The organism is Staphylococcus massiliensis CCUG 55927 (assembly GCF_000298075.1).
Lineage (GTDB): Bacteria > Bacillota > Bacilli > Staphylococcales > Staphylococcaceae > Staphylococcus > Staphylococcus massiliensis.
The window spans coordinates 24,541-37,281 of the sequence record NZ_JH815593.1 but is presented as its reverse complement, the minus strand read 5'-3'; the positions used below and the strand labels follow the sequence as shown (position 1 = coordinate 37,281).

At 35.5% G+C, this 12,741-nt stretch carries 9 protein-coding genes and 1 pseudogene; 3 read left to right on the top strand and 7 right to left on the bottom strand.

What is annotated here, in order from left to right:
* Window positions 1-48 precede the first annotated feature (48 nt).
* The 3 genes from A33S_RS0100545 to A33S_RS0100535 all read left to right on the top strand — a co-directional run bounded on the left by A33S_RS0100545 (window position 49) and on the right by A33S_RS0100535 (window position 2,346).
* Window positions 49-582 carry an HTH-type transcriptional regulator Hpr gene (locus A33S_RS0100545; RefSeq protein WP_009384128.1) on the top strand — a complete coding sequence of 178 codons (534 nt, stop codon included), beginning with the start codon at window positions 49-51 and terminating at the stop codon, window positions 580-582.
* Window positions 583-636: 54 nt separating this feature from the next.
* Window positions 637-1,176 carry a DUF3267 domain-containing protein gene (locus A33S_RS0100540; RefSeq protein ID WP_009384129.1) on the top strand — a complete coding sequence of 180 codons (540 nt, stop codon included), beginning with the start codon at window positions 637-639 and terminating at the stop codon, window positions 1,174-1,176.
* A gap of 147 nt (window positions 1,177-1,323) precedes the next feature.
* Window positions 1,324-2,346, top strand: coding sequence for a foldase protein PrsA (locus A33S_RS0100535; protein WP_009384131.1), 1,023 nt, complete (start codon window positions 1,324-1,326; stop codon window positions 2,344-2,346).
* A 780-nt stretch (window positions 2,347-3,126) separates the two neighbouring features.
* Here the strand turns inward: A33S_RS0100535 and yhaM are convergent.
* The 7 genes and pseudogenes from yhaM to A33S_RS11495 all read right to left on the bottom strand — a co-directional run bounded on the left by yhaM (window position 3,127) and on the right by A33S_RS11495 (window position 12,657).
* Window positions 3,127-4,065, bottom strand: coding sequence for a 3'-5' exoribonuclease YhaM (gene yhaM / locus A33S_RS0100530; RefSeq protein ID WP_009384132.1), 939 nt, complete (start codon window positions 4,063-4,065; stop codon window positions 3,127-3,129).
* Window positions 4,062-6,998 carry an ATP-binding protein gene (locus A33S_RS0100525; protein ID WP_009384134.1) on the bottom strand — a complete coding sequence of 979 codons (2,937 nt, stop codon included), beginning with the start codon at window positions 6,996-6,998 and terminating at the stop codon, window positions 4,062-4,064. The genes yhaM and A33S_RS0100525 overlap by 4 nt, the downstream gene beginning before the upstream one ends.
* The gene (locus tag A33S_RS0100520) at window positions 6,995-8,185 is read right to left on the bottom strand and encodes a metallophosphoesterase family protein (RefSeq protein WP_009384135.1); all 1,191 of its coding nucleotides are present in this window, start codon (window positions 8,183-8,185) and stop codon (window positions 6,995-6,997) included. The genes A33S_RS0100525 and A33S_RS0100520 overlap by 4 nt, the downstream gene beginning before the upstream one ends.
* A gap of 679 nt (window positions 8,186-8,864) precedes the next feature.
* Window positions 8,865-9,209 (bottom strand): YlbF/YmcA family competence regulator, encoded by a 345-nt coding sequence (locus tag A33S_RS0100515; protein ID WP_009384137.1) that lies wholly within the window; start codon window positions 9,207-9,209, stop codon window positions 8,865-8,867.
* Window positions 9,210-9,280: 71 nt separating this feature from the next.
* The gene (locus tag A33S_RS0100510) at window positions 9,281-10,411 is read right to left on the bottom strand and encodes a DUF445 domain-containing protein (protein ID WP_009384139.1); all 1,131 of its coding nucleotides are present in this window, start codon (window positions 10,409-10,411) and stop codon (window positions 9,281-9,283) included.
* A gap of 174 nt (window positions 10,412-10,585) precedes the next feature.
* Window positions 10,586-11,050: an XRE family transcriptional regulator XdrA gene (gene xdrA / locus A33S_RS0100505; protein WP_009384141.1), complete on the bottom strand. Its 465-nt coding sequence runs from the start codon at window positions 11,048-11,050 to the stop codon at window positions 10,586-10,588.
* 335 nt (window positions 11,051-11,385) lie between these two features.
* Window positions 11,386-12,657, bottom strand: a pseudogene (locus A33S_RS11495) (dicarboxylate/amino acid:cation symporter).
* Between the last annotated feature and the right edge of the window lie 84 nt (window positions 12,658-12,741).

Here is a 12,741-nt window from a genome sequence, read left to right as displayed (position 1 = left end):
ACAAAGGTTTAAAGTAATTAAAATAGAATTGTTATAGGAGCGTTTTTTATGACTAATGATAAGATAAAAAAAATCGACAGTTTGCTCTATACTCACCGCATAGCCTTGTTATCTAAAGCGGCTTGGAAGACTGCTGAAAAAGAATGGGCTGACTGGATAACAGACTACAATATCAGTATTAATGAACATTTAATCTTGATGACCATACAGTCTCTAGGTAAAACGACCATCTCAGATGTTTCACGATTTGGAATCATGCATGTGTCGACCGTGTACAATTTCGCTAAAAACTTAGAAAAGAAAGAACTCATCAAACTTGAAAAGGATCCGAGCGATAAACGTAATACATACTTATATATTACGGATAAAGGGCTCGAACTCATTGATGAAATCCTGTCGCTTTATGAAATTGAGACAAACCTTATTTACAATGCCGCTGAATCTTATAAAGAAGAACTATATAGCTACCCTTCCTACAACGACCTAACGTATCTTGTTGGAAAGATACACGGTAAACCTTTCTTAGACTCTATTGAAAAGAGTCATAATCAAATCAGAAAACATCTTCTTGACAAAAAATAACATTCGGTCACATAATACTATAGTAGTTTGTAAACTTTTAAAGGAGTTTCTGATATGTTTTTGTGCTTACGTACTATAGATATTCATGCTCGATTCGGGTTACCACGTATAGCTTTTATTAGTGTAGTAACAACAATTGTTACATTTTTAATAGGTTTTGAGATATTCAGATACTTCACGCATGCAAATTTCTCAGATCAATTCTTTTGGGCTTTAATTATTTTTACAATCTTATTATATCCTTTGCATAAGTTATTACATCTTATAATACTAATTCCTTATTATAAGTATTTTAAAGTTTATCGACTCGTAAAGAAGAAATGGCTACCCTATTATAATATCTTCGTTGATACGCCAGTTAATAAGTACTACTTTTGTTTAGCTTTAATCTTGCCACTCGTCATACTAACTATCCTTAATATTTGGTTATCATTAATGTTCCCTACTTATGGTCATTATTTCGTATTTTTACTAGCCTTAAATGCAGGATATTCAGCGCTAGATATTTTATATTTAAAGGTTATATTGGCTTATAACAAAGGTAAGTATGTTGAAGAACATATCACTGGTTTCAACTTATTAAAAAAAGTATAACGTAAATTGAACTCGCGATTCTTTATTTTAAGAGTCGCGAGTTCTTTTATGTCTCATACCTTGGTTCTATATTTACCCTTTCTAATTGGTGGAAATGCATATTTATGTTATATTATCCTTGTTATTTTCTAAAAAGGAGCTAAGTTCATGAAATCAATTAAAAAAATAATTATTCCAGTAACAGCAAGTGCACTTTTATTAGGAGCATGTGGCAATGATTCATCATCTTCAAAAGATAGCAGTCTTATTACATCAAAAGCCGGCGACGTTAAAGTCCAAGATGTTATGAAAGAATTAGGCGACGATAAAGTTGCAAATGCTTCTTTTAAAATTCTTTTAGATAAAATATTAAAAGATAAATATGAAGATAAAGTCGATACTAAGAAGATCGAAGAAGAAACTAAAAAAGAAATGGAAAAATATGGCGGCGAAAAGCAGTTCAAAAAAATGGCTGAACAACAAGGTATGTCTATAGACGACTTTAAAGAACAAAAGAAAACTCAAGCCTACCAAAAAGAAATGCTTAAAGATAAAGTAGATATTAGCGATAAAGAAGTTAAAGAAAAAACGAAAAAAGCATCTCATATCTTAATCAAAGTTGATGATGGTAAAGGTTCAGAAGGCCAAAAAGGTAAAGAAGATAAAGGCAAGAAATTAAGCGATAAAGAAGCTAAGAAAAAAGCTGAAGAGATTCATAAGAAAGTCGAAAAGAATCCAGATAAATTCGCAGATATCGCTAAAAAAGAATCTATGGACGACGCTAGTAAGAAAAAAGGCGGTAGCTTAGACTATGTTATTAAAGGTCAAATGGTAGAAGACTTCGAAAAACCTTTATTCAAACTTAAAGAAGGCGAAGTTTCTGATGTAGTTAAGACTGAATTCGGCTACCACATTATCAAAGCGGACAAAGCTGATGACTTTGATAAGAAGAAAGATGACTTAAAATATCAAATCATTCAAGAAAAAGTTCAAAAAGACCCTAAATTAATGACTGATGCATTTAAAGATTTACTGAAAGAATATAAAGTTGATTACAAAGATCGTGATCTTAAAAAAGCAATTGATGAATCATTCTTAGATCCTAAGAAAATTAAAGAACAACAGCAACAGCAGCAACAACAACAAGCTATGCAAGGCGGTATGTCTGGCGGCGCTCAAGGCGGCATGTAATATAGCTTTAGTTGATATTTTAATATAGGTGTTATGCCTACCCCTGGCAGTTAAATTTAAATTATTTAACTTTCAGGGGTTTTTTGGTTTTAAAACACCACATGGTCTCATTCCATCTATAAGAGCCATGTCGTCACCTCACTTGGCTGTTAAACGGCGCTAAGAGCCATGTCACCTCTCCACTTGGCTACTAATCCAACATAAGAGCCATGTCGCTCCTCCACTTGGCTGTTAAACCTTTGTAAGAGCCATGTCACCTCTTCACTTGGCTACTAATCCTTCATAAGAGCCATGTCATAACCTCACTTGGCTGTTAAACGGCGCTAAGAGCCATGTCACCTCTCCACTTGGCTACTATTCCACCGTAAGAGCCATGTCATCCCTCCACTTGGCTACTATTCCACCATAAGAGCCATGTCGGCATCTCACTTGGCTACTAATCCCTCACAAGAGCCATGTCACCTCCCCACTTGGCTACTAATCCAACATAAGAGCCATGTCACCTCTTCACTTGGCTACTAATTCTTCATAAGAGCCATGTCACCTCTTCACTTGGCTACTATTCCTCCGTAAGAGCCATGTCGCTCCTCCACTTGGCTCTACCAACACTCTAACTACTGCTACTAACCCTAGCTGCCCGATTTTCATATATTTCCTTACTACCTACATCCGCCTCATACAACGCCACACCCTCGCACAACCTCGTCACATACCGTAATCCCCCACTAAATTAAAAAAGCTAGATAGTATCTCGTACATACTACCTAGCTTTCACGCAAATTATAAATTTTCAGGATTGTAAAATTGACGGCCTTCTAAGCCAAATACACGCTCTGTATATTGACCTTTATCCGTTTTCTTAAAGGCTTTATCAAACATATTCATACGAGCATCAATATTATCAATAAAGAACAGAATTTCTGCTTCTTTTAATTGAGGTAATTTTGGAGAACCGAACTCCATTTTACCATGATGCGCGAGAATCATATGTCTTAAAAGCATCACTTCTTCGCCATCAATACCTAACTCTCGTGCAGTTTGCGCGATTTCATCGCTCGCGATTGAGATGTGACCAAGTAAGTTACCTTCGACCGTGTATGAAGTCGCAATCGGACCTGATAACTCTTTGACTTTTCCCATATCGTGTAAAATAATCGCACTATATAACAAGCTTCGGTTTAAAGAACTATAGATATCGCATAAGTTCTTCGCTACTTCAAGCATTGTAAGAACATGATAACTTAGGCCATTTACGAAGTTGTGGTGATGCGAACTCGCTGCCGGATAAGAAAAGAATGCTTCATGATATTTCTTTAAAATTTGGCGTGTTATACGTTGTAAGTTCGCATTCTCAATCTCAAGTACATAATGCGAGATTTCCTCTTTAATTTGGCTAACAGGTATTGGTGCACCATCAACAAAGTCCTCAGTTTGAACGCCATCTTGTTCAGTGGCTAATTCAAAACCATTCATCTTCATTTGTTTACGGCCACGGTAATTAATGATATCACCTTTAGCTCGAATAATGATTTCAGGTTTTAGGACTTCCATATCTTCCTTGGTAACTGTCCAAAACTTAGCCTCTAAATCACCACTTTTGTCTTGAAGGTAAAGCGTCATATAATCTTTACCTTGAGCAGTGACACCCTGAGTGGCACGGTGGATTAAGAAGAAATGATCCACCGAATCACCAGGATTGAATTTTTCTACATTTCTCATTTCTTAACGCCTTCCTCAACTTTATTTAATACGAGTAATTGTTTTTGCGGAATAGTCTGATCCTTCGTACAAGTAAAGTATAGAATTTGATATACATTAGACATATTTCTTAAATACTTAAGTATTCTTTCTTTACGGAATTTATCAAGATGTACAAACGCATCATCAATAATGATTGGGAATGGATAATAAGGTTTTAACGTCTTGATTAAACTTAAACGTAAAGCAAAGTATAATAATTCTTTAGTTGACTGACTGAGCTCGATTGGATGGAACATTTGACCGCTTCGATGTTTAACCATAACATTTTCATTCGCATACGTCACTTGAATGTAATCGCCATTTGTTAATTCATTGTAAATGGATGTTGCTTCATTGACAACCTGAGGTAAACGTTCATCTTTAATTTGCTTAATATGCGCATGAACGAGCGTCTCTAAATAACTTAAGCTCGCCCAGTTTTTCGCATTTTCATTAAGCTGATTCTTAAGCATGTGATAACGATGTCTTAAGTCTGTTAGCGTGCTATCTGTTTCAAGATGATTGATTTGAGCATTTAATTCACTCACTTCACTTTGCATTTCAAGATAACGGTCATTATATTCATCAACTTGTTGAGATAACCGATCCGCTTCAGTATTAAGCTGTGCTTCAGATTTGTCGCTTAATCGTGAAGAATTTTCATAGTTATAATCTTGATTTTCTAGGAAATGTGTTAAATCATTAAAGCGATTTAAATTCTTATGGTATGTTTGGTAACGATCGAAATGTCTGTAGTAGCTTTCTTCATTAAGCACACCAATAAATCCAAATAACTTTTCAATCACTTCATTATTATGCGTTAATCTACCTTTAAGTTGCTTAACCTCATTATTGATTAGCTCAATTTGTTCTTGATTACGATTATACTTCGTCGTCATCGCATCATTCTCTTTAATCCATTGTCTCACATCATGGAAAAGTGAAATATCTTCATATTGACCAAGTTCATCTTTAACAAGCGTACGTGCTTCGTCATAGAAATGCGCAAGCTCTAGACTCAGTTCTTCATGACGGGCTTTTAATTGATTTAAATAACTACGTGTTTCTTTGATCTTTTGAATTGTTGAAACAGCATCAATTAATAAGCCATCAGACATCTTAGGTGAGATATTTAATTCCTTCTTAACGTCTTCAATAGCTTGATACGATTGGTTGTAACCATCTTTCGTAGTTACTAAAGTCTCAGTTAAATGTTGATGCTTTGTCGAGAGAACTTCTTTATTCTTAAAGCTATTTTGAAGTTGTTCACGTAAACGATATTGCTCATCTAAATCAAAGTCTAAGTCATAATTACTTTCAAGATGATTAACATCATGTTCAAGTTGACTGATCTCATCTGAAAAGGCCTCATCGTGCCCTACCTCTTTTGATTTCACAAAGAAGATTCCGATGATAAAGAATAATGCTAATAAGCCAAAAGCAATGGTAAATGGTAATATCTTCAACATGAATGAGAATACTGCACAAACAATTGTAATCAACGCAAGAATAACCATACTCACACGTACAATATTTTGACGCTTCTCTTTATCACGTTGCTCTTTATCAAAAGCATCTTTCATCTTCTGATACAGATTTTTCTTTTCCTTAAGTTCAAAAGCTTGTCGCTCGTGAACTTTCTTCTTCTCAAACGTCTCTTCAGGTACAATATGTTGTTCTAACGCAGTTTGTTCTTCGTCATATGATTGTTGCTCAATCTCATTTTCATTGATGTTTCGCTCAAGTTGTTGCACGTATAACGCTTGATCTTCTTTCTTAGTTGTATGATCACTAATGTAACTCTTCATACCTTCAGATGAATCCACATCTAAGTGTTCGTCTTGCCAGCCAATATTTGATTTAAGTCCTTCAATTTCTCTCTCTCGGTCATCAATATCACGTTTCACATTCTTAAGCTCAAATTCCTTTTGCTTAATGCCATCCTCTTTCTTACTAATTGATTCGAAAGCATTCACCGTATCCGCTGACGGAATGTTATACATTTTATTTTCACGTTGAAGTTGATTGAGCTTTTCAGTACGTAAACCGATATCGCGCTGCAATTGACCTGTTTGTAACTTAGCCGATTCATAGCGATTAATACCTTGTTCAGGGAACTCAAGTGGTTCAACATTTAGTGATGTTTCAAGCTGTTTCCATTCCTGCACAGTAGAATGTAATGATAATTCTTTTTGTTTAGAGGCACTCATATTAGATAACTGTGCGAGGTTATTTTTAAAGTGATCTAAACGACGCTCAGCTTTATCGCGGTCATCGACTAAACGATGGTAAGATTCAAGTTGTGCTTCCTCTTGGCGAATACGTGTTTCTATATCTTTTAGTTGATCGACCTGCTGATTAATTAAAGGATATTTACCATTACGCTTATAGTACTCACGTTTCTTCGCATGAAGTACATCACGCATGCCAGTAAACTCAGTCGAACCTAGCGCACCTGCTTGTAATAAATAATTCTGAAGTTGCGCTTCGTCTAAATGACGATGAATATCTTGTAGACCAAGTACACTAAATGAAAAGATACCTTGGTATGTACGCTTCGTAATGTAATTCAAACGGTCATTTAGCCAGCTTTCATCCTTAATCAAACCATTTTGAAGGTAAACCTTGACGTCACCTTTCGAAGCTCCTTTGACACGCTCTACAACAGCCTCTGAGCCATCATCAAGAATAAGCGTTAAATTGCCACCATATTGATTACCAAGTCGTGGTTCAAGTCTTGGTTCATTCTCCTTCTTAGTAGGAAAACCGAATAATATCGAATGAATAAATGCTTGGATCGTTGATTTACCCGCCTCATTTTCACCAAAGATTTCAGTGAAATGCGGACCAAATTCAATTTTACGATGCGTAAACTGACCGTAACCATAGATTTCAAGTGATTTTATCTTCATTTAGATTCACCTCGTAACTCTGACTTAAGTAAGGACTCAGCATGGTCAATCAATGTCTTGCGATCAAATTCTTTATAAGAATCTAAGAATCTTGTAATTTCAGGATTTAAGTATAAATCTTGGACAGCATCATAAAACACTTTGTCGTCCTTAATTAATTCATTAGGAAATTCATTGATAATCGCACGACTATCATCATTTACATAATCAAACGTGATTTGTTCAATCACAATGAAGTTCAGTTCATTCTCCTCATTTTGCATGAGCAGATCCTCAACCTGAATAACATCTTGTGTGTCAAAGCATTCGTCACTTGTCACGTTCACTTTCAATTTGTAAAAGGCACGTCCGAACTTACGCTTATGTTCTTTAAACTGATGAATCGCTTCATATAAAGCTTGTTTATTAACTGAATCAATTTCAATAACCGCTTCATCAAAACGAATCGAGTGCGTTGGGAAGAAGCGTGTATATAATTCAGTCGCATCACCTTCAACAAGTAAGCACCCTTTATCACCTTGTTCTTTGAAATGACGCCCTTGAATGTTACCTGGATAGTGAATATGAGGTAAATCACTAAGTTGTGTACGTTCATGAATATGTCCAAGCGCCCAGTAATGATAAAGTTTACGATTTAAATCTTCAATTCGAAATTCTGTATAACGATCTTTGGTTTGAGATTTACTATATGTCCCATGAAGTATCCCAATATGTATACCTTTGTTGAATTCACTAGCGGGATATTGATCAATCTTATTCTCATAGCTCTCACTATTTTGATAACTAAAGCCATGTAAGTAAACAACTTCCCCATTCTTATTAATCGATTGATACGTCTCAACCTCACTATTAAAGACCGTTACATTCTTAGGCCAAGAAGTTGAAACCGACTCTGATAATGGGTCATGATTGCCGTGAATAATATATACAAAGATTTGTTCCTTTTCCAAGCGCTCAAATTGCTGCTTTAAGAATACCTCAGCGCGAAGTGTACGGTTCTCATTATCAAATAAATCACCCGAAATAATTAGGAAGTCTACTTCTTCCTTAAGCGCTAAATCAATAATACGCTTAAAACTATCAAACGTACTATTTTCAACATCTTTAAAAATGGCAGGACTTAAATACTTACGCGATTTAAATGGGCTATCTAAATGCAAGTCTGCACAATGAATAAATTTAACCATAAACATGACTCCTTATTAACAAGGTTTTATTGGAAATGTTGTAATTCGATATCTATTAGAGTAAAACTCGTATAAATCGAGATTTTACATATGTAACATTATCTTAAGTAATTTACTTGAAGTGATAAATTTTTCCACCTTTATCTTACCATATTGGCAGTTGAGACGTCGAAAGTTAATATATTAATTGCAGAATTAAATTGATTTTAAGAAAGATGTATTAAAGTTCAGCTTTTTTAAGCGCCCCTCCTTGAAAAGCCCTTTATTAAAGGCATACGAAATTGATAAGAATCGGTACCTAGCCCTATGTGAGTTATAGAGATTTCTTGACCTGGTACCCTTACCTCTAAAACGTGCTCAAGCAAGTAGACTCGGTAGCCTTATCATAAAAACTGAGGTAAACAATGTGACAAGGGCTCCTTATTACTAAGACCTACTCAAACAATGTAACATAGCTCCCTTGTTACAAAGACCTACCCAAACAATGTGACAAGGGCTCCTTATTACAAAGACGCAACCAAACAATGTAACATGGGCTTCTTATTACAAAAACGCAACCAAACAATGTTACAACATTGTTCATGTTCAGCCAGACCCTCGTAACCCAGCCGTACCACGAGCACAAAAAATAGGACGTGCGCTTGTAACGCACGTCCTACTCTATATAACGCTTACTAAATTATTCAGCGTAGATTTCATCTAATGGTTTAACGATGATTTGGTTGATTTCTTGGAATACTTGGCTCATTTTTTGCTCAGCATTCATTAAGTCAGCGATATTTTGATCGTTTTCGATTTTTTGAGCTTGTTCTTGAGCTTTTTGTAAGTCTTCCTCAGGGATTTCTTCACCTTGCATTTGTTTTTGTTGGAAGTTTAATTGAGTTTCACGGAACTCATCGAATAATTTTTTAGATTCTTCGTTTTCTTTTACTTTAGCGTAAGCATCTTTAATAGCTTGGTATTCATCACTTTCTCTTAAAGCTTGTTCTAATTTGTTTGCATAATCATGTAAATTTACTGCCATTTTATAATACGCTCCTTCATGTAAATTATGGTCGAAACCACATCAACCATACTCTACCACATTTTATTTCATTAAACAAAGATTGCAATTATACCTTGGAATAAGCCTATTATGCCACCTAATAAGAAGCCTAGTAAGGTAATTAATTTCAACTCTTTATTCGCGATATCGATGATAAGTTTTTCAATGTAATCTAATTCAAATCGGTTAATTTGAGTTTCAATTAGCGATTTAATATCGAAGTGCGCTAAGACCGTTGAAATATGGTTCGTCGCCTCTTGAACAATCGTATCGGTTAATTGGATACTTCCCTTTGATTCAAGATGCGCTAACTCATTCGGTATTAAAGCGTTTAAAGGTCGATGTGTGAACTTAGATAATTGAGCCTTACTTAATAACGACGTAATCAACTGATTCGTATAAGCACTTTTTTGTTCATGAGAAACGACTTCACCTAACTTTTTAGCTTTAATCATCTCGTACGTCGTTTCAATTTGCTCGTTTAGAATATGAATCGCTTTAGGATGATGCGTTAATCGTATTAATTCAGTTTGGACACGCTCTGCAATAGCTTCTCTCGTCATGAACATTTGTAACAAGCCTACGATTTTGCCCTTTTCTAAAAAGAAAGTATCCAGCATCTCATTGATGTCTTCACTTCCTTTTGATGAGGATAAGTAATCCTCGACACGCTTTCTTAAAAGCGGTGAAATCTTATCAACTTGAGTGTCCATTTCTTCTAAAGCAACACGAGGAAGCAATGATTCTAAAGTATCGTTCTGATGGGTTTCATAGTACGTCTCAATCTTGTCTTTAACAAAATGCGTGCTCTTAGCGTGTAAAAACGTTGTAACGTCAAAATTGAATTTATTGCCTAGATATTGAGGCGTTACATGGTCTTTCTGTAATTTAGCGATTTGAAATTTGATTTCATCATGAATGATGTCATAAACTTCCTGAGACTGGATCTTTTCTTCAAGTAATGAAGGTGTCAGTAAGTGCTCTTCAATAACTTGACCAATTTTAGTCGCGATTTCACCACGACGCTTTGGAATTAACCCTGGCGTAAAGGGCAATTTCTTTCCGAAAAGATACATCGGTTTATAAGGGTGAAAAAGCATGCGTATTGCAATGATATTTGTGATACCACCAATAATTGACCCTAGAATCATCATAAATAAAAGTGTCAGTACAATTTTCATGAAATGTCCCCTTTTTTTAAAAAAAGGGCTAGGTTAGATCTGAGTTCGAACGTGCATCCTTGCATATTTGCAATTCTTGATGTGCACATCACTTTCATCTAACCTAACCCAATATGTTTGTATCAACGGTCGGTTACATAAAGATATGTTCTTTAAAGTAGCGATATAATTCAATTACGCATGAATCGGTTCATCTTTAGAGATACGGCTGAAATATGTTTCTGCCTCTCTTAATTTAGCAGTACCAAAGATAGGTTGTTTATCTTGGTCTAATACGCGGTAGATTTCACTAACTTTATTGCTTTGTAACATGTAGCCATTCTTAGTGCTAATAACATGCCAATAGATATCACTAGTTGTAGGATAATTTGGGTAAGCACAATGACTTCTAGAAATTGTTTGAACGATTTCAAGTGGATCGCATCCAAACATGCTGTTTAATACATCTGAATCTCTGAACAATGAACAAATAGCAATACATGTTGTCCAGTTAGGTAATACACGTTCTTTTTCAATTTGAACAAGTGTCTTCTTTGATAAGCCAATTGTTTGAGCCATTGTATCTTGAGTAAAGCCCGCTTCAATTCTTACCATTTTAAATTTAGTTTGAATCACGTCTGTAAATTCTTGTTTATCCATTCTATGATCTACCTTCCTTGCATAGTAATTTCCAGTACACAAGAAATTGCAAATATACACATTTCTTGAAACACAAATAACATCTTAATATAAAATGGGCAAAATTAAAAGAGCGAATCTTACTTTTATGCGTATTTATCAAAAGCCATAATAGTCATAATTATCTAAAAACATGTTTTTATCGAAATAATTGGTAAAAGTATATCAATATGACGGAATAACGCGTATGCAAGTTTGACCATATAACCCCACAATTACGCGTTTCTTTCTTAGAGGACTTTTCATAATGAAAAAGACCAAGACAGCTTAGTCGTCTTGGCCGAATTAATTACAATTTATAAGCGTGCTTTACGTGTTTCTTGGTTAGAGATAATAAGTGCACATGCCGCGTCGCCTGTGATGTTTACCGCTGTACGCGTCATATCAAGTAAACGGTCGATACCTAAGATAATACCAATAGCTGCTGGATTTAAACCAACTGCAGTTAATACCATCGCAAGCATGATGAGACCGACACCAGGAACCCCTGCTGTACCGATCGATGCAATTACCGCAACCACTACTACCGTAACTAACTGAAGTACACTTAAATCAGCGCCTGAGATTTGTGCGATGAATATAGTCGCCACACCTTGCATGATCGCTGTTCCATCCATGTTAATTGTCGCACCTAAAGGTTGAACGAAAGATGCTACAGCTGGTTAAACGCCCATCTTCTTCGTACATTCCATCGAAACGGGAAGTGCAGCACTTGAACTTGAGCCACCGAAACCAACTGTAATCGCTGGAATAAATCCTTTGAAGAACTTGATTGGACTTTCTTTCGCTAAAAACTTAACAGCGCCACCATATACCACGAAGAAGTGAATGAATAACGCTACGAGAACGACGATAAAGTAGAGTCCTAATTGTTTAATCGCACTGAAACCAGCTCCAGTGAACGCGTGTGCAACGAGACCGAACGTACCTATCGGCGCGAATACGTTCATAATCATCGAAATAATATACATCAAGACCTCATTGGTCTGCTCGAAGAATTTATGTACCACTTCTGCCTTTTTACCGACGACCATTATACCGATACCTATAAAGATTGCAAAGGTAATGACTTGTAACATGTTACCTTCAGTCATCGACATAATTGGATTTTTAGGAAATAGATTGATTAATGTTTGATCAAACGTTTGCTTTGCTGGTGCATCCTCAGCCGCATTTTGATCTTTTAAAGTCTTTTCATAAGCAGTCACTTCTTTACTATTCAATAAGTCAGAGTGACCAGCACCATGTTTCACAACTAAAGCAAGTAACATCGCAACTGTAATCGCGATTGCTGTAGTTGTTAAGAAGAATGCTAATGTTTTTGCACCAATGCCCCCTAATAACTTAGGATCGCCTACACCAATTACCCCAAGTACAATCGATACAAAAACGACTGGTACCACTAGCATGAAAATAAGATTTAAGAAGATTTGTCCAATCACATTGAAGATATATTGATCAATAAATCCTACAAAAGCTTCTTTCGCAAACATATTAAAGATTGAACCAATAACAATACCTAATATTAAAGCGACAACTATTTTTATCGTTAAACTTTTAGATTTCATATTAAATTTTCCCCCTTTGTTTGAACATTCAATTCATTATAATCTTAAAGGTTGCGATTTGTAAATAACAATTTTGAAAATTCA

What these genes read in the sequence shown, in the direction of transcription:
- A33S_RS0100545 (WP_009384128.1), top strand. Translation starts at nt 49, where the DNA reads ATGACTAATGATAAGATAAAAAAAATCGACAGTTTGCTCTATACTCAC.
- A33S_RS0100540 (WP_009384129.1), top strand. Translation starts at nt 637, where the DNA reads ATGTTTTTGTGCTTACGTACTATAGATATTCATGCTCGATTCGGGTTA.
- A33S_RS0100535 (WP_009384131.1), top strand. Translation starts at nt 1,324, where the DNA reads ATGAAATCAATTAAAAAAATAATTATTCCAGTAACAGCAAGTGCACTT.
- yhaM (WP_009384132.1), bottom strand. Translation starts at nt 4,065, where the DNA reads ATGAGAAATGTAGAAAAATTCAATCCTGGTGATTCGGTGGATCATTTC.
- A33S_RS0100525 (WP_009384134.1), bottom strand. Translation starts at nt 6,998, where the DNA reads ATGAAGATAAAATCACTTGAAATCTATGGTTACGGTCAGTTTACGCAT.
- A33S_RS0100520 (WP_009384135.1), bottom strand. Translation starts at nt 8,185, where the DNA reads ATGGTTAAATTTATTCATTGTGCAGACTTGCATTTAGATAGCCCATTT.
- A33S_RS0100515 (WP_009384137.1), bottom strand. Translation starts at nt 9,209, where the DNA reads ATGGCAGTAAATTTACATGATTATGCAAACAAATTAGAACAAGCTTTA.
- A33S_RS0100510 (WP_009384139.1), bottom strand. Translation starts at nt 10,411, where the DNA reads ATGAAAATTGTACTGACACTTTTATTTATGATGATTCTAGGGTCAATT.
- xdrA (WP_009384141.1), bottom strand. Translation starts at nt 11,050, where the DNA reads ATGGATAAACAAGAATTTACAGACGTGATTCAAACTAAATTTAAAATG.